The organism is Kocuria varians (assembly GCF_006539885.1).
Taxonomy (GTDB): domain Bacteria; phylum Actinomycetota; class Actinomycetes; order Actinomycetales; family Micrococcaceae; genus Kocuria; species Kocuria varians.
Genome location: NZ_BJNW01000025.1, coordinates 1 through 17,346, shown reverse-complemented (window position 1 = coordinate 17,346; position 17,346 = coordinate 1). Strand labels below are relative to the sequence as shown.

General features: G+C 72.7%; 13 protein-coding genes and 1 pseudogene. 10 read left to right on the top strand and 4 right to left on the bottom strand.

Annotated features, from left to right (window positions below):
* Nucleotides 1-141: 141 nt before the first annotated feature.
* The 5 genes and pseudogenes from KVA01_RS11570 to lysX all read left to right on the top strand — a co-directional run bounded on the left by KVA01_RS11570 (nt 142) and on the right by lysX (nt 5,194).
* Nucleotides 142-849, top strand: coding sequence for a GntR family transcriptional regulator (locus KVA01_RS11570; RefSeq protein ID WP_068470315.1), 708 nt, complete (start codon nt 142-144; stop codon nt 847-849).
* Nucleotides 846-1,463 (top strand): alpha/beta fold hydrolase, encoded by a 618-nt coding sequence (locus KVA01_RS13060; protein WP_231860683.1) that lies wholly within the window; start codon nt 846-848, stop codon nt 1,461-1,463. The genes KVA01_RS11570 and KVA01_RS13060 overlap by 4 nt, the downstream gene beginning before the upstream one ends.
* A gap of 54 nt (nt 1,464-1,517) precedes the next feature.
* Entirely contained in the window at nt 1,518-1,769 is a 252-nt protein-coding gene (locus KVA01_RS13055; RefSeq protein ID WP_231860682.1) for an alpha/beta fold hydrolase, read from the top strand.
* A gap of 127 nt (nt 1,770-1,896) precedes the next feature.
* Nucleotides 1,897-3,456, top strand: a pseudogene (locus tag KVA01_RS13050) (phosphatidylglycerol lysyltransferase domain-containing protein); the annotation flags it as partial.
* A gap of 424 nt (nt 3,457-3,880) precedes the next feature.
* The gene (gene lysX, locus KVA01_RS13045; protein WP_231860681.1) at nt 3,881-5,194 is read left to right on the top strand and encodes a bifunctional lysylphosphatidylglycerol synthetase/lysine--tRNA ligase LysX; all 1,314 of its coding nucleotides are present in this window, start codon (nt 3,881-3,883) and stop codon (nt 5,192-5,194) included.
* 32 nt (nt 5,195-5,226) lie between these two features.
* Here lysX and hchA read toward each other — a convergent pair whose 3' ends face one another.
* Both hchA and KVA01_RS11550 read right to left on the bottom strand, forming a co-directional pair.
* Nucleotides 5,227-6,084 carry a glyoxalase III HchA gene (gene hchA, locus KVA01_RS11555; protein ID WP_068470313.1) on the bottom strand — a complete coding sequence of 286 codons (858 nt, stop codon included), beginning with the start codon at nt 6,082-6,084 and terminating at the stop codon, nt 5,227-5,229.
* A gap of 4 nt (nt 6,085-6,088) precedes the next feature.
* Nucleotides 6,089-7,534 carry an acyltransferase family protein gene (locus tag KVA01_RS11550; protein ID WP_082810420.1) on the bottom strand — a complete coding sequence of 482 codons (1,446 nt, stop codon included), beginning with the start codon at nt 7,532-7,534 and terminating at the stop codon, nt 6,089-6,091.
* A gap of 157 nt (nt 7,535-7,691) precedes the next feature.
* Here KVA01_RS11550 and KVA01_RS11545 point away from each other — a divergent pair, with 157 nt between their 5' ends.
* The 5 genes from KVA01_RS11545 to KVA01_RS11525 all read left to right on the top strand — a co-directional run bounded on the left by KVA01_RS11545 (nt 7,692) and on the right by KVA01_RS11525 (nt 14,595).
* Nucleotides 7,692-9,608: a sensor histidine kinase gene (locus tag KVA01_RS11545; RefSeq protein ID WP_082810419.1), complete on the top strand. Its 1,917-nt coding sequence runs from the start codon at nt 7,692-7,694 to the stop codon at nt 9,606-9,608.
* 1 nt (nt 9,609) lies between these two features.
* Nucleotides 9,610-10,266: a response regulator transcription factor gene (locus KVA01_RS11540; protein WP_141270396.1), complete on the top strand. Its 657-nt coding sequence runs from the start codon at nt 9,610-9,612 to the stop codon at nt 10,264-10,266.
* An 8-nt stretch (nt 10,267-10,274) separates the two neighbouring features.
* A complete protein-coding gene (locus KVA01_RS11535) occupies nt 10,275-11,771 on the top strand; it encodes a DUF4097 family beta strand repeat-containing protein (RefSeq protein WP_141270394.1) in 1,497 nt (498 codons plus the stop codon).
* Between the two features lie 280 nt (nt 11,772-12,051).
* Nucleotides 12,052-13,275: an MFS transporter gene (locus KVA01_RS11530; protein WP_233438871.1), complete on the top strand. Its 1,224-nt coding sequence runs from the start codon at nt 12,052-12,054 to the stop codon at nt 13,273-13,275.
* Nucleotides 13,276-13,311: 36 nt separating this feature from the next.
* Nucleotides 13,312-14,595 (top strand): cytochrome P450, encoded by a 1,284-nt coding sequence (locus KVA01_RS11525; RefSeq protein ID WP_068469792.1) that lies wholly within the window; start codon nt 13,312-13,314, stop codon nt 14,593-14,595.
* Between the two features lie 93 nt (nt 14,596-14,688).
* On the opposite strand, the gene KVA01_RS11520 is transcribed toward KVA01_RS11525, so the two are convergent.
* Together KVA01_RS11520 and KVA01_RS11515 are read right to left on the bottom strand one after the other, a co-directional pair.
* Nucleotides 14,689-16,473 (bottom strand): M23 family metallopeptidase, encoded by a 1,785-nt coding sequence (locus KVA01_RS11520; protein WP_233438870.1) that lies wholly within the window; start codon nt 16,471-16,473, stop codon nt 14,689-14,691.
* Between the two features lie 182 nt (nt 16,474-16,655).
* Nucleotides 16,656-17,180 carry a mycothiol transferase gene (locus tag KVA01_RS11515; protein WP_068469789.1) on the bottom strand — a complete coding sequence of 175 codons (525 nt, stop codon included), beginning with the start codon at nt 17,178-17,180 and terminating at the stop codon, nt 16,656-16,658.
* Between the last annotated feature and the right edge of the window lie 166 nt (nt 17,181-17,346).

Sequence of the window (17,346 nt, the reverse complement as noted above, 5' to 3'; positions counted from 1 at the left end):
CCGCCGCGTGCCCGCCGGGCCTCGCCTCCGCGGCGCCGGCCCCGCTGACCGCGCCTGCCTGCCTGCCGAGTGGTACCTTCCCGACTGCGCCCGCTCTTGACCGGGCTGCCCGATCGAGTCGAAAGCTACAGTGTTCCCACCATGACCCCTCACCCTCCCGCCGCTGCATCCCCCGCGCCCGAGACGTCGTCGGCCCGTGCTCAGGCTCCCGGCGAGCAGACCTCCCTGGCGGACCGTGCCTTCCGCCAGCTGCGGGACAGGCTGATCTTCATGGACATCGTCCCCGGCATGCCGCTCAATGAGGGGCGGCTCTCGGTCGAGATGGAGATGGGGCGCACGCCGGTGCGGGAGGCCATCAAACGCCTGGAGTCCGAGCACCTGGTGGTCACCTACCCGCGCCGGGGGACCTTCGCGAGCACCGTGGACATCACCACCCTCTCCGAGATCTCGCAGGTGCGGGAGGTGCTGGAACCGCTCGCCGCCAAGCTGGCCGCCGAACGACGGGGCGGGAGGGAGCGCGAGGAGATCGAGGTCCTTGCCGCGAAGCTGAGCGTCGTGCGGCAGGACGAGCTACGGCACAACGGCGCCCTGCGCTGGGACAACCAGGTGCACCGCGCGATCTACGCCGCCGCCGGCAACTCCCATTTGGAGGACACGCTGGTGCGCTACAGCAACCTGGCCACCCGCATCTGGTGCATGGTCGCGGACCGGATGCCGCAGCTGCACGGGCACATCGAGGTGCACACCTCCCTGCTGCACGCCGTCCTGGACGGGGATGCCGACGCCGCGCAGGAGATCATGCGCCGGCACGTGCAGGACTTCGAGAACCACATCCGCCAGGTGCTGTGAACGACTCAACCCAGCCCAGCTGCCCCACGCCGGATGAGCGCGTGGTCCCCCTGGACGGCGCCCGGTTCATGTGCGTCCGCCTGGACGGTCCTCCCGACGGCGCACCCGTGGTGCTGCTCACCGGCCTGGGCTTCGACCTCACCACGTGGCCGGACACCCTGGCGCACGGGCTGACCGCCCTGGGCCACCGGGTGATCCGCTTCGACAACCGCGACGAGGGTTGGTCCTTCCGCGCGCAGACCCCGCCACCGACCGCCCGGCAGCTGCTGAACGGCCGCCTGCCGGAGGGCCAGTATGCCGTGGAGGACATGTCTCAGGACGTCGCGGACACCCTGGGTGTGCTCGGCGTGGAGCGCGCGGACGTGCTGGGCTTCTCCCTGGGGGGGATGATCGCCCAGTCGCTGGCGAGCCACCACCCGGAGCTGGTGCGGCGGCTGATCTCGCTGTGCTCCACCACCGGGGACCCCTCCGTGGGAACGGTCGCCGCGTCCACCGCAGCCATGCTCGTGCTGCCCGGGGCGAGGACACGACGGATGTACGTGCGTACCCGTCTGGTGATGTCCCGACACCTGGCAGGGCCAGGGCTCCCGGCGGACCTCGCCCACGAGAGGTAGCTCGCACAGACCCACTGGGACCGCAGCCTGGACCCGCGCCACGAGGCCGCCGGGATGCGTCGTCAGATCGGGGCGATCCGGGCCTCCGGCAACCGCACCGCGGCGCTGGCCCGCATCACCGCACCCACGCTCGTGATCCACGGCGACCACGACCGGATCGTGCGCCCGGACGGCGGTCCCGCGACCGCCCGCGCGATCCCGGGGGCGCGCTTCGTCTCGATCCCCGGGATGGGGCACCAGGTGCACCCGCTCGCCGTCCCCCGGCTGCTCCCGCTGATTACGGAGCACCTGTCCCGGCCGGCGTAGCGGCAGCTCACCCGGGGCCCGCACCCGCCGCCCAGCACGGCCCGTCGTTGATAGACAAGGGGGCGGTGACCCACCCCGGACGCTCCCGTGTCCGCCGCCGCGCCGCCGATCGGAGAAAGTGACCTCGATGAAGCCATCCCGTGACCTCCTGCCACGCCTGTCGAGCACGCTCGTGCTGCTGGCCGCACTGTGGTCATTCGTGTCGATCCCGTTCGCGCACCAGCACGGTGTGCCCCTGGTGGACGACATCTTCACCACCCTGGGCGTGCCCTCGGGGCCGAACCTGTTCCTGGCGCTGAGCCTGCTCATCGTGGGCACCTCCCTGCGCCGGGGCCTGCGCTTCGCGTGGGTGATCGCACTGGGGACCCTGGTCCTGGAGCTGCTGGTCTTCGCCGCGGCGATGGTCGTGATGCTACTGGACGGGTTCGAGGACGAGCTCAGTCCCCTGGACGGCGTCCTTCTCGCGGCCGGAGTTCTCATCACCGTGGCGTGGACGGTCGCGTTCATCGTGCGGCGCAGGGACTTCCCGGCGCGCATGCGCCACGGCGCCCTGCGGCGCGCTCTGCTGACCCTGGCGGCCGGGCTGCTGCTGGCCATCGCGCTCGTCTTCGCCGCCTCCTGGCTGGTTCCGGGACACCTGCACGGCGTGGAGCACCTGTGGTTCTCGTTCCGCAGCGTCACGGGTCTGTCCCTGCCGCGCAGCATCTCGGACGGCTCGCCCGGTCCGCACTGGCTCGCGACCCTCGGCGGCGTGCTGGGTGCGGCCGCCCTCTTCTGGTCCGTGTGGCAGTTCACGCAGTCCGCGCAGCGTTCCGAGCTCGTCAGCCCCGAGGACGAGCTGCGCATCCGCCGGATGCTCGCCACGAACGGCAACCAGGACTCCCTGGGCTACTTCGCGACCCGCCGCGACAAGTCCGTGATCTTCTCCCCGGACGGTCGCGCCGCGGTCTCCTACCGGGTGCTCGGCTCCGTGTGCCTGGCCTCCGGCGATCCCCTGGGCCCCCACGACGCGTGGCCCGAGGCGATTGCCGCGTGGAAGCGCGAGTGCCGTGAGCACGCGTGGCGCATGGCTGTACTCTCCGCGTCCGAGACGGGCGCCGAGGCGTACGTGGCCGCCGGTCTGCGCGCCCGTCCCCTGGGCGACGAGGCCGTGCTGGAGACCGACTCCTTCACCCTGGAGGGCCGCACCATGCGCCCGGTCAAGCGGGCCGTGGCGCGCGTGCGCGAGGCCGGCTGCACCGTCACCGTGGAGCGCCACAGCCAGCTGGACGCCGCCACCATGCAGCAGATCATCGAGCTGTCCGAGAAGTAGCGCGGGGACGAGGCGGACCGCGGCTTCTCCATGGCGCTGAACCGGCTCGCGGACCGCACGGACGGCCGCTGCGTGGCGGTGCTGGTACGTGACGCCGTCGGCGAGATCGTCGCCCTGCAGTCCTACGTCCCGTGGGGCACACGGGGTCTGTCCCTGGACCTGATGCGGCGCTCCCCGGACGCCCCCAACGGCGTCAACGAGGCCATGGTCGCCGCGCTCGCCGAGGAGGGCGGGGACCTGGGCGTGCGGGAGGTCTCGCTGAACTTCGCGATGTTCCGCTCCGTCTTCACCGGCGCGGACAAGGTGGGAGCCGGCCTGGGCGTGCGGATCGCGGACCGGGTGCTCTCTTGGGGCAACCGCTTCTGGCAGCTCGAGTCGCTCTACGAGGCCAACGCCAAGTACCTGCCCCGCTGGGACAGCCGTTTCCTGTGCTACGGCAACGCCGCGGACCTGCCCGTGATCGGCATCGCGACCGGCCGCGCGGAGGGCTTCCTGCCCGGTCCCGCGCCGCATGCCGGTCACGACGGCGAGACGCTCGTCGCCGCGCCGGACGGCACCATGACGCCGCTCGCGGACCTGGCCATCGCCCAGGACAAGGAGCTGCTCACGCCCTCGCGCCCCGTGCGCCACCTGAACGAGCAGCAGCGCGTGCGCCACGCCAAGCTGGACGTCCTGCGCGAGGCGGGCATGGAGCCCTACCCCGTGGAGGTCCCGTACACCATGCCCCTCACGCGGGCGCTCGAGTTCTTCGCGGACGACGACGCCGCCTCGGCCGGCGTGGTCTCGCTCGGGGGGGCGCGTGCGCGCCCTGCGCGACTTCGGCGGCGTCGCCTTCGCCGTGATCGAGGAACGGGACGTTCGGCTGCAGGTGATCCTGGAGGCGGATGTCATGGACCCGGAGCTGCTGCGGCTGTGGCGGCGCACGGTGGACGTGGGCGACCAGATCTCCGTGACCGGCATCCTGGGCCGCAGCCGCAAGGGGGAACCGTCCCTGCTGGCGACGTCCTGGGCCATGGCCTCCAAGTCCCTGCGCCCGGTCCCCAGCGACCACACCGGCTTCACCAACCCGGAGGCCCGGGTGCGCCAGCGCTACCTGGACCTCATCGTGAACAAGGAGTCCTCGGCCCTGCTGCGGGCCCGTTCGCGCGGCATCGCGGCCATGCGCCGCTCCTTCATGGACCGCGGCTACATGGAGGTGGAGACCCCCATGCTGCATGCAGTGCACGGTGGTGCGAGCGCCCGCCCGTTCCTCACGCACATCAATGCGTACAACGCGGACCTCTACCTGCGGATCGCGCCGGAGCTGTACCTGAAGCACCTGTGCGTGGGTGGCATGGACAGGATCTTCGAGCTCAACCGCAACTTCCGCAACGAGGGCGCGGACGCCACCCACAACCCGGAGTTCACGTCCGTGGAGGCCGACGCGGCCCACGGGGACTACAACACCATGCGGGTGCTGACCCGGGACCTCATCCTGGAGGTCGCCACGGCGATCCACTGCGAGCCCGTCGCGGTCCGCCCGGACGGGAAGGGCGGCGAGACCCGGATCCCCCTGGACCACGAGTGGCCCGTGATCCCCGTGCACCAGGCCATCTCCGAGGCGACCGGCACGCTGCTCACCTCGGACACCCCCGTGGAGGAGGTGCGGCGGGTGGCCTCGGCGCACGACGTCCACTGGACCGAGACCATGACCGCCGGTGAAGTGGTCCTGGAGCTCTACGACGAGCTCGTGGAGGGCCAGACCACCCTGCCGGTGTTCTACACGGACTTCCCGCTGGAGACCTCCCCGCTCACGCGCACGCACCGCACGGACCCCAAGCTCTCGGAGCGGTGGGACCTCGTGGCGTTCGGCGCGGAGATCGGCACGGCCGACTCGGAGCTCGTGGACCCGGTGGACCAGCGCAACCGCCTGACCGAGCAGTCCTTCAAGGCGGCCGCCGGGGACCCGGAGGCCATGGAGGTGGACGAGAACTTCCTCACGGCACTGGAGTACGCGATGCCTCCCACGGGCGGTCTGGGCATCGGCGTGGACCGGCTGATCATGATGCTCACGGGCACCAACATCCGCGCCACCCTGGCCTTCCCGTTCACCCGCCCGAACGAGCAGGGCTGAGCCGGGAGAAGACCGGGGAGGACGAGGAGTGCTCAGTCCGCGTAGGTGGAGCCCGTGAGGGTCTCCACCGCGAGGCGGCCCAGCGCGTTGGAGGCCAGGGGGCTGTCGCCGGTGAGCAGACGGCGGTCCTTGTGGACCTTGCCGGTCATGTCGTCGTTGAGCACCGTGAGCCCGGCCTTGGTGAGCCCGTCCGCCACGAGCCAGGTCATCCGGCCCGGGAGGTAGCCGATCTCGATGTTGGGCCCGGAGTCCAGGGCGTCCGGGAAGACCGTGACCTCGTAGCCGGCGAACAGGTTCTTGCCGTCCGGACCCACCGCCGAGAGCAGGGCGGCCGGACCGTGGCACAGGGTGATCACGGGCCGCTCGTTCTCCAGGGCCCAGGCGAGCACGCGGCCCACCTCCGGGCTGTCCGCGAGGTTGATGGTGGCACCGTGGCCGCCGGGGATGAACACGGCGGCGTAGTCGCTGTCCTCGCCGAGGCCGTCTGCGATCTCCGAGAGCGTCTGCGGGCGCTCGAACTGCGGGCGCAGCTCCTCCCAGGCCTGCTGCACGGCGTCGTCCTTCTCCGGCATGGCCCACAGCTCGAACTTGGCGAGGTTGCCCGAGAAGGTGGCCACGTCCGTCTCGTAGCCCGCGGCGCGCAGGTGCATGAGCGGGAGCAGGGTCTCCACCGGGTGGTTGCCCGTGGAGAAGTAGATGTCGTCCTGCAGGGGCAGGTAGCGCTCGTCCGTGAGGACGGTCAGGATCTTGCGCGGTCCGGACGAGACCGTGGGGACGCCCTTCGCGCCGTCGAAGTCCGTGGTGGGGGCCACGTACTGGCCCAGCGAGTACTCGGACGGGAAGTAGGCGTTGTGCTCGGCGCTGTCGCGCACCGGTTCCTTGGAAGCCATGCGATCATCTCCTCTTCGCGGGGGTGTGCCCCCGGTCGATGTCACCGTGGCCGCCCGCACGAGGTCCTCGCAGGGCACCACGGGACGATGGCGGGCCCGATCCTACGCCGCGGGTCTGACCGCCCTCCGGGTGCACCTGCCCGGAGCGCAGCACGACGACGGCGAGCACCGCCCCCAGCGCCCCCGCCACCACGAGCGGCATGTTCAGCCACGTGACGATCTCCACGAGCGGGGGCACCACCCCGCACACCACCGCCAGGAACACGGCGGTCCCGGACAGCGGGCGCGCGCCCCACGGCTCGACCGACGCCGTCTCGCCCCGGCGCAGCGCCGTGGCCACGAGCAGCACCACCACCCAGCACACGAGGCCCAGGGGGATCCGCAGCAGCCACCACGCGGCGGAGCCGGGGACGGGGTCGTGGCCGCCGGCGAAGAACCACGCGGCCATGACCGCCACGACCACGGGCAGGTGCCACAGGTAGATGGTCATCGCGCGGGTGCCCACCACGTGGGCGACTGCCCGGGCGGCTGGCGCGCGCATGAGCCGGGCCAGCGCGGGTGAAGCCACTTCCAGCAGGGAGGCCTGCGAGAAGCCCAGCAGCACCATGCACACGGTGGGCGGGTTGAGGTTGGTGAGCATGTCCGGGGCGTAGTCGCCGGAGGCCACGCACACCCCGAGCAGCGCGTAGCCGGCCGCCGCGAGCGCCACGAGGGTGAGGCGGGAACGGGCCGCGAACCACCCGTCCGCGCGGAAGAACCCGAGCTGCTGCACGAGCGGCCACACGAAGACCATGTTGAGCAGCCCCCACCAGGGCTCCCCGGTGGTGATCGGCAGGATGTCCACCGCCACGGTGCACGAGAGCAGCACCCAGCACCACACCCACCCCATGCGCTCGTGCAGGGCGAGGAACGCGGGGGTGACCGCCTGGCAGATCAGGTACGCGGCCAGGAACCACAGCGCCATGCCCATCCCGGACAGCGCGAACGTCACGAGCTCGGGCCCCACGCCCGCCGCGAGCGCGGCACCCGCCCCGAGAGCGAACGCGCACCACAGCAGGGCTGCGGGCTGCACGAGCCGCAGGGCGCGCTCGCGCACGTACTCCGCCGATTCCATGCCTTCCGCACGACGACGCCGCCACGCCCCCGCCGCGGACGCCCCACCCACCACGAAGAACAGGGGCATGATCTGGAAGATCCAGGTGGCCCACCAGTACCAGGACTGCCGCGTGGGCACGAGCACGGAGCGCAGCTCACCGCTGGCCGGGTCCGCGGTGAGCGTGACCATGAGGATGTGGATGCACACGACCGCGATCACGCACCCCACACGGGCGGCGTCCAGGGCGGGATCGCGCTCCACCTGAGGCCGGGGCGGCGCAGTCGGGTCCTCCGTGCCGGTGGCCAGCACCTCCTGCCGACCGGGCTCCCCGGCGGCGACGAGATCGTGCTGCATGAGGCTCACTCTAGGGCGGGAGTGCGCTGCGTCACGGGCGGGACGCGCGAGCGTGGAGGGAGGTTGCCGCGCGCGGGCCACGGTGCGGAAAACCCCACCCGGACCCGGTGGACAGCTCTGGCGCGCCACGGCCCGGGTTGTCCGTAGCGTGGAGGCCATGAGCACACCAGCCTCGCAGCCCACCCCGCCGTGGGACGCCACCGAACCGCTTCCCCCGGCCACGGACGAGACACAGCCGCTTCCCCCGGTTGACGGCAGGACCCGCCCGCTCCCCGCGGCATCCCGCGAGGACGACGACGCCACGCAGCCCATACCCTCCGCCTCCGAGGCGACGCGCGCCCTGCCGTCGAGCACCGAGGGCACGCGGCCGCTTCCCCCGGCCTCGGACGAAACGCGCCCCCTTCCCCCGGTCGGTGGAGCCGGCTACGGCGCCCTGCGCGGCGCGCAGAGCCCGCCCCACACCCGGGTGCCGGGCGCTCCGATGTCTGCCACCCAGGCCCCGGCCGCGCAGGCTCCGCGCGCCCAGCAGGCCCTGCGCGGCGTCGGCGCCAGCACGGCGTCGGCCGGCCGCGACCTGGCCCCGGGCACCGGCGACGGCGCGGTTCGCGAGTGGCGCATGCTCTCCCCCAAGACGCTGATCTTCGGCGGCCTGGACCTGGTGGTGGACGCGGTGCTGAACTTCGCGCTGCTCACGCTGATCGGCGCGATGGTCGTGGCGGGCGTCATGACCCTCCCGGTGCTGGGCCTCGGGGTGCTGGTGCTCGCCGCGACCGTGTACGTGATGGTGGCGGCGGTGTGGCTGGAACGGCGGCGTTCGGCATCGTCGTTCGGTCTGGACATCCGGGACCCGCGGCGCCGCCGCAGTCCGCGCAGCGACTGGCTGCGGATCCCCCACCAGGTCTGGCTGGACCTCAGCGACGGCCCGCTGTGGCTCGGGATGCTGCACCTGGTGCTCACGTGCGCCCTGGGCTGGGTGGCCCTGCTGCCGTGGCTGGTGGTGGGCGCCGGGATCGCCGGGATGCTCGCCCCGATCTTCATGCCGAGCGACTCCGTGGTGGTGCACGGGCTGGAGCGCGCCGGGAACCTTCCCGTGTGGACGCTCGTGGTCGGGGCCGTGCTCGCCGTGGTGCTGAGCATCCTGCTGGGCGTGCTCGTGACGCTCGCGCACCGGGGGCTGTCCGCGGGTCTGCTGCGCCAGAGCGAGGCCGTGCGGCTGCGTCGTGAGGCCGCGGAGTCCCGGCGCCGCGCCGAGTACGAGTCCGCCGCCAAGGAGGCCGCAGTGCGCGGTTCGGAGACGGAGCGCTCGCGCATCGAGCGGGACCTGCACGACGGCGTCCAGCCCCAGCTGGTCTCGGTGGCCATGAACCTCTCGATGGCCAAGTCCAAGATCGACACGGACCCCGCGGCCGCCAAGGAGCTCGTGGCGGAGGCCCACGGCACCACCAAGGCCGCGATCACCGAGCTGCGCCGGCTGGCCCGCGGCTTCCACCCCGCGGTGCTCGAGGACCGGGGACTCGACGCCGCCCTGTCCGCCGTGGCCGCGCAGGCCCCCTTCCCCGTGGACGTGGCCGTGACCGTCCCCCGCCTGGAACCGCGCACGGAGGCGGCCGTCTACTTCGCCGTCTCGGAGAGCCTCACCAACGCGGTCAAGCACTCCGGTGCCCGTTCCGCGGAGGTCGCCGTGTCCCTGCAGGACGGTCCCGTGCCCGGCACCACGGTGGTGGTCGCGGGCGTCCGGGACACCGGCCGCGGCGGCGCCCGCGTGGTGCCCGGCGGGGGCCTCTCGGGGATCCAGGACCGGATCCGCTCCGCCGGGGGACGGTTCTTCGTGAACTCCCCCGTGGGCGGTCCCACGGAGGTCGTCGTGGAGCTGCCCCTGGGCAGCGCGGCAGGCCCCGGGACGACGACGCCGCGCGGCGGCTCCTCGACGCCCCGCACCACCGCCGCGGAGCACGACCCCGAGGGACGCGCCCCCGGGACGCAGCGCGAGGACGGTCCCCGCGCCCACAGTGGGCCGGGGCGGACAACGGGCGGTCCGGCGTCGTCGTACCCCGGCGCAGGAGAGGAGAACTGAGATGCGGATCGTGATTGCCGAGGACGCCGTCCTGCTGCGCGCGGGGCTCGTGCGCCTGCTCACGGACGCCGGGCACGAGGTGGTGGCGGAGACGGACACCGCCGAGGGCCTCGTGAAGGCCGTGGAGGGGCACCACCCGGACTTCGCCCTGGTGGACGTGCGGCTGCCACCCACGTTCAGCGACGAGGGCATCCGCGCCGCCGTGCTCATCCGCTCCGCCCACCCGCAGGTGGCGGTGCTGGTGCTGTCCCAGTACGTGGAGGAGCGCTACGCGTCCGAGCTGATCGCCTCGCGCCGCGAGGGCCTGGGCTACCTGCTCAAGGACCGCGTGGCGGACGTGGAGCAGTTCCTCGAGTCCGTGCAGACCGTGGGCTCCGGCGGCACCGTGCTGGACCCGGAGGTGCTCACGCAGATCCTGGTGCGCTCGCGGCACCGCAACGACATGGAGCTGCTCTCACCGCGGGAGCGCGAGGTGCTGGGGCTCATGGCGCAGGGACTCTCGAACGCGTCCATCGCCGCGAACCTGTACCTCACCGAATCGGCCGTGGAGAAGCACATCGGCTCGATCTTCGCCAAGTTGGGCGTCACCTCGGAGACCGGCAACCGCAGGGTTCTGGCCGTTCTCAAGTACCTCGGCTACTCGGACCACTCCCTCTAGGACCTGACATGACCTCTCGCACCCCGGATCCCGTCCCTCCCACGCCCGAGAACCCCGCGTTCTCCGCCGCCCCCTCGCAGGGCGCGCCCTCCACCCACCCCGGCACGACGACGCCGCCCGGCCGGCCCCCGAGCGAGCCGCACCCGCCGTTCGGGCCCGGCGAGATCCAGCCGGACCAGTCCCAGCCCGGCCGGTTTCAACCCCACCAGTTCCAGGACCACCAGACGGAGGGTCAGCAGTTCCCGGGCCACCCGCCGCAGGGCCGCCCCGTGGGCCGCGGCGAGCGCCGCGCGTGGAACACCGCGACCGCCGTGGTGGGCGGCGTGGGCGCGCTCGCCCTGCTGCTGGGTGGTGCGGGGACGGCGACGGCACTGGCCATGACGCAGGAGCGCACGGGGTCGTGGACCGCGGACGCCGCGGTCTCCCAGATCCGGGTGGACGCGGCCACGTCCTCGGTGGACGTCTCCACCAGCCCCACGGTGGACCACGTGGAGGTCACGTGGCACGAGACCGGCTGGGGTCTGTCCGACCGGCAGCCTGCGCCGGAGCTCTCGAACGGTGTGCTCCGGCTGGAGCCGCCCACGAGCGACTCGCGGTGGGGCAACCGCTCCCTGGGCGTGTCCGTGGTGGTGCCCCAGAAGGCGCCCGCGGCGTCCCTGGACATCAGCGGCTCCACCGGATCGGTGAACGTGTCGGGGACGTTCAAGACCGTCCAGGCCACCACCGAGGTGGGCAGCATCAGCGCCCACGACGTGGAGGCCGCCGTCCTGGACGCCCGCGCCACCACGGGCCAGGTGCTGCTGGACGGCGTGCGCGTGAGCGACCGGCTGGACGCCCACGTGAACCAGGGGGTGGCCATCGTGAACGCCCACGGCTCCGCGCCGAAGCGCACCTCCGTCACGGCCTCCACGGGGACCTACGGCGCCGCCATGCCGGGTGCCGACTACTGGTACCCGGAGGCCAGCCAGAAGGACTTCCCGGACCCCCGCCACCCCCGCACGGCGGACCCGTGGTCCTCGGGGGATCCGTCGTCCTCGTCGGACACCGAGTCCTCGACGCCGCCCGACCCGTCGGAGTTCTCGGCGCTGTCCCCGGCGCCGTCGTTCTCCGCGTTCCCGGCGCTCACCACGGCCGACGACGCCGCGCACCAGGCCACCGGGGCCACTCCCTCCGGAGCCGGGCACCGCGCCGTGACCGCGGCCGGGAAGAAGGACCCGGAGCGGACGTCCTCCGTGGACGCGGACACCGTGTGCTCCGCCGCCCCGAAGGGCTGGCCGTGCCTGTTCCTGCAGGGCATGCCCGTGGACATCCAGGACTCCGGGTACACGGACGAGTGGGGTCAGGCGTGGCGGGAGCGCAACTCCGCGCACGAGGAGGACGGTCCTCGCCACGGCTCACCGTCGGCCAGCGCCGCCCCGAGCTCACCGTCCGCGAGCGGGTCCGCCAGCAGGTCCCCGAGCAACCCCGCGGCGAGCGCCTCCCCCACTTCCTCCCGGGAGCAGTAGATCTCCCGTCCGGGGCGTACGGGCCCCGGACGGGCGCCCCGCGGCACCGCTGACCAGGCGGCCGCGGGGCCCTTTCCTGTGCCGGGCAGGGCGGGCGACGGGTAGGACGGGCGACCGGGCAGAAGGCGCGGCGGGGCAGGGAGCACGCGGGCGGCGTCGTCGTCCGGCGGGGACCTGGCAGGGCACGAGAGAGCCCGGCGCACGCGTGCGGGAACACGTGGGAGGTCGCGTGACGACGCCGTGACAGGCCCGCTCCGGCCCGCCCCGTAGCCTGGGGGACGTGTCTGTCCCCGCCGCCTCCCCGCCCATGGACCCCGCGCGCATCATCCGCGCGCGGATCGCCGCGTCCCTGCTGTTCCTCACGAACGGCGCGATCTTCTCCAACCTGCTGCCGCGGCTGCCGGAGATCAAGGACATGTTCGAGCTCTCCAACGCGATGTACGGGCTGGCGGTGATTGCGTTCCCGATCGGCGGTGTGGTGGCCGGGCCACTCCCCGCGCCCATCCTGCGGCGCTTCGGGACCGCCCGGACCGCGGCCGTGGGATCCGTGCTGCTGGCCACCGCGGTGTTCGTGGCAGGCTCCGTGCCGGTGCTCGCCGTGTTCGGGGCGGGGCTCTTCCTCGCCGGGATGCTGGACGCCGTGGTGGACACCGCCCAGAACGCCCAGGGGCTGCGGGTGCAGCGACTGGCCGGGACCTCCATGATCAACTCCATGCACGCCCTGTGGAGCGTGGGTGCCGTGATCGGCGGGCTCATGGGCACAGGTGCCGCGGCGCTGCACGTCCCGTTCGTGTGGCACTTCCTCACCAGTGCGGTGCTGTTCGCCGCGGTTGCCGTGCTGGCCATGCGCTGGGCCGTGCCGGACGACCCGGACTCCCACGCCGCCGCCCAAGCCGAGAGCGTTCCCCTGGACACCGCCGGGCTCCCCCGGCTCCCGCGCGGCACCGGTGCCGCGCTGCTCGCCCTGCTGCCCATTGCCGTGATCGCCATGTCCGGGGTGCTCGTGGAGGACGTGGGGTCCAACTGGTCCGCCGTCTACCTCCGGGACGTCCTCTCCGCCCCCGTGGGCATGGTGGGCCTGGGCTACGTGAGCCTCGTGGGTGCGCAGTTCGTGGGTCGCCTCCTGGGCGACCGGCTCATCGACGCCCTGGGCGCGGTGCTGGTCACCCGCATCGGAGGTGTGCTGATCCTCGTGGGCCTCGGCGCCGTGGCCCTGGCCCCCGCCCCCTGGGTGGCTCTGGGGGGTTTCGCGCTCGCGGGCTTCGGCTGCGCCACCATGGTCCCGAACGCCTACGCCGCCGCGGACCGCGCACCGGGGCTGAAACCGGGCACCGGCCTCACGCTCGTGAGCTGGTGCATGCGCATCGTCTTCGTGATCTCCCCGCCCCTGGTGGGCCTCTTCGCGGACGCCGTGGGGCTGCGCACCGCCCTGTTCGTCTTCCCCTTCATGGGCGTGCTGGCGTTCCTCTTCGCGGGCGCGCTGCGGGTGCGCGGCCGTTCCTGAGCACAGCCCGTCAGCGTCCGGCCCCATACTGGGGGCATGACTTCACAGATCGGCCAGACACGTTCCGAGCAGGGCCTCTCCCTGCTGCGCTCCGGCTACCTCTTCGCCTCCCGCGCACGACGCCGCGCGGGCCTGTCCGCGGACTCGGGCTGCCCCGTGCGCATGCCGCTGCTGGGCAAGCAGACCGTCCTGGTCCGTGGCGAGGAGGGCGTCAAGCTCTTCTACGACACCTCCCGCGTGCAGCGCGACGGCGCCATGCCCGGCGTCGTGCAGGGACCCCTCTTCGGGGCGGGCGCGGTGCACGGCCTGGACGGCGAGGCCCACCGGGTGCGCAAGAACCAGCTCGCGGACATGGCGTACGAGGACGAGCGCGTGGCCGCGTACAAGCCGTTCTTGGCGCAGGAGCTCGAGGACCTCGTGACGCGGTGGAAGGACGGCGACAACGTCTACGACAGCACGGCCATCGCGTTCGGCCGCGCGTCCTTCCGGTGGGCCGGGATCCCCTGGAGCACGCAGGAGATGGACCGCTGGGCCCACCGCATGAGCCGCCTGCTGGACACCTTCGGGCGCCCCGCCACCCACCTGGTCTCCCGGCTGGACCGGATCGCCCTGGACCGCCGTTTCGCCGCGCTCATCAAGGACGTGCGCTCGGGCAAGGTCGCCGCGCCCGAGGACTCGGTGCTCGCGCACATGGCCGGTCTCGTGGACGAGAACGGTGAGCTCGTGGACGCCAAGACCGCCGGCATCGAGCTGCAGAACCTCACGCGCCCCAACGTGGCCGTGGCCCGCTTCGCGGCGTTCGCGGCCACCGCCCTGGCGGAGCACCCCGAGTGGATCAAGCGCATCCGCGCGGCCTCCGAGCAGCGGGGTGGCACCCTCCTGGACGTGCCCGAGGCCGTGGCCTTCGCGCAGGAAGTCCGCCGCGTGTACCCGTTCGTGCCCATGCTCCCGGCCGAGGTCACCACGGACACCGAGATCCAGGGCTGCCCCGTGCACAAGGGCGAGCGGGTGGTCCTGGACATCCTGGGGACCAACACGGACCCGGCCACCTGGGACCGGGCGGCCACGTTCGACCCCGAGCGCTTCCTGGGGGTGGAGGATGCCGAGGCGATCCCCACCTTCATCCCCCAGGGCGGCGCGGACGTGCGCACCGGTCACCGCTGCCCCGGTGAGAAGATCGCGGTCACGTCCCTCTCCGCCGCCGTGGTGGCACTCTGTCGCCCCGAGGTGCAGCTGCCGAGCGACCAGGACGACCTCACGTTCTCCTGGACCCACATGCTGACCCGCCCGAGCACCGGTGTGCGGGTGCGCAGCGCCTGACGCCCCCCTTGTACGGCCACGGGCCCCGCACGGCGATGATGCGCTGTGCGGGGCCCGCGGTGTCCGAGGGTGCCTGTGGGCGGAGGCCTGCGACTACTTCGCGGGAGCCGCAGGAGCGCCAGCTCCGGGCCCGGCAGGGGCTGCGGGCGCGGCTTCCCCGGGTACGGCAACGCCGGGGTTCGTCCCGGCGCCCGGACCCGCCACAGCGGCAGGCTGATAGGCGGGCGCCTTGAGCGCTTCGGTCTGCAACGCCCCCAAGGCATCCGTCGCGGCCTTCGTGAGCGCGGGGTCCACGGGCTTGGCGCTCCCGGCGACCGGCGACGCCGCCGTCACCGCGTTGCTCGCCGCAGCCAGCTTCTTCCTGTACGGATCGGAGACGGGCACCCCTAGCGCCTTGCCTTGAAGCAGGAGAGCCTGGAGCTCCTGGTCCAGAGGGGAGCCGACGGCGTACGCCTTGACCTGCTGATCCGAGCGCAGAGCCAGATGCGCACCCACCGTGGCCTGGGTCCGCTGCTGTAGCTGCACCAACGTGGTCAGGGAGGTGACGGGTGCCGTGCGGGGGTCCACCGGTGCAGGGGGTTGCGTGGGGAGCGTGGTCGAACCAGGGGTGCCGCTCGGCTTCCCCGTGGCCGGCTGCGTCGGCTTCGGGGTCGACCCCGGGGTGCCGCTCGGCTGTGACTTGGTCGGCTGCGTGGTCGTGGTGCTCGGAACCGGCCTCGGCGTCTGCTTGTCCTGCTTGTCCTGCTTCTTGTCGCCAGTGCCCGTCGACGGCGGCGGGGTCTGCTGGCCGCCCGCGGTCAGAGTCCCCTTCGAGTTGTCCTTGCCCTGGGAGTTCCCGCCGGAGCCGCCCTTCCCCCCCGGGTTCCCGCCGCTGTGGCCGGTGCCGGGCGTCGTCGTCCCCTTGCCGTCCTTGCGGGCGAGCGCGGCAAGGCGCTCGCGCTCCGCGCTCGACAGACCCGCCGGGTCCGGCATCGGGCCGAGGTCCGTGCCGGGCTTCGCGTTCGGGTCCGTCTTGGGCTGCACGGAGTTCTCGTCCTGCGTGGTGTACGGCGCACGGGAGGCCTTGATGATGCCCGCGCAGGTCTCCCAGTCGAAGGACTGGGCGTCCACGACCTTGCCGTCCACCCACGTCTCGAAGTGCAGGTGCGGCCCGGTCACGCGCAGGCCGGTCTGGCCCACCTCGCCGAGCTGCTCCGAGGCCTTGAGCGAGTCCCCCACCCGCACCATGACCTTGCTGAGGTGGTTGTAGGTGGTCTTCATGCCGTTCGCATGGGAGACCTCCACGCGGTTGCCGCCCCACACGTCCCAGAACACGGCGGTCACGGTGCCGTCGAGCGCGGCCACGGCCGGGCTGCCCTCGGGTGCGGCGATGTCCGAGCCGTTGTGGAGCTCGTGCTGACCGGTGTCCGGGGCGGTGCGCCAGCCGAACTCGCCGCCCTTCAGCACGATCACCGGGTGGGCGGGAGCAATCAGGGTGTGGACCGCGTGCTTGCCGTCGAACGCCGAAGTGGCGCACGAGGCGAGCTTCCCCGAGGACTTCCCCTGCCCGGCGCCAGATCCACCACTGGCCGTTCCGAGGGTTCCGAGGGTGCCGATGCCGCCCGTCGCATTGGGGGCGGAGCTGCCGGCCACCGACAGGGACGCCGGAACCGCCTGGGCCTTCGAGATCTCGGCGGGGTCCGCCACGGAGGCGAAGAGGGAGGCGCGGGCGGGCTGCGCGGCGTCGTCGCCCTGGGTCTGACCAGCGGGGACCGCCTGGTGGGGGCCCTGCGCATCGTGCGCCATCGCGGGCTGCCACGGAGCCGTGGCGGTGCCGTTGCTCAGGGCCACACTCACGGCCACGAGCACGGAGAAGGAGGTGAAGGCGGTCAGAGCCATGGAGGGCTTCCTGGCCGCGGCAGAGCGAGCGCGTGAACGAGCCATGTGAATGATCGCTTCTTCGGGGGGGGGGAGGAGGGGGCTGCCGGAGCCGTGAGCCCGCGGGACCGACCGTCGGTGACGGCCATTCTAGGCGGATTCTCGGTCTACATGTTCATGCATGGACCTTGTGACAGCAGGTGTCAGTACTTCCCGGTCCAGTCGTCGTCCACGAGCCCCCGCACGTAGGCCGCCTGGCCCACGTGCTGGTCCGCGTCCATGACCGTGGAGACGATGCGCATGCCCCTGGTCACGGGCGGGTCCCACGATTCGTCCACCACCTCGTCGAGGTCCTCGTCCGAGAGACCTCGCACGTACGACGCCGTGGCGCAGCACACCGCGCGCAGGTAGCCGAGCAGCAGGCCGGGGTCCGAGACGCGCACCTTCGCCACGTCCTGCGGGGTGTCCCCGAAGCCGAAGTCCTTGTTCGGGCGGTCCAGGCCGAAGCTGTTGCACCACCCCTGGGAGGTCCAGATCTGCTCGCCGTCGCACAGCTCCGCGATCTGCACGTCCTGCTGCCGCGCCGCATGCCACACGAGCCAGGCGATCGAGTTGTGGGTCTCCCCCGGCATGCGGTTCAGCACGGCAGGGGTGATCCACTCCAGCGCAGCTTCCGCCGCCTCGACCGGTCGCCGTGCGGCGTCCGCCATCAGATCCTGAGTGCTCATAACTGGTACCTCTCCGTCCCGCCGGGGTGTGCTGTGATCTGCACCCCACTCTACGGATGCTGTCGGCGGGATGGCAGTGCTCCCGCCCCGCTCGAGGCCTTCATCGGCGCGAGAGCCCGTGCCCACGCAGCAACGGCGCGGCGGCCCGCCCCGGGTTGCCCCGGGA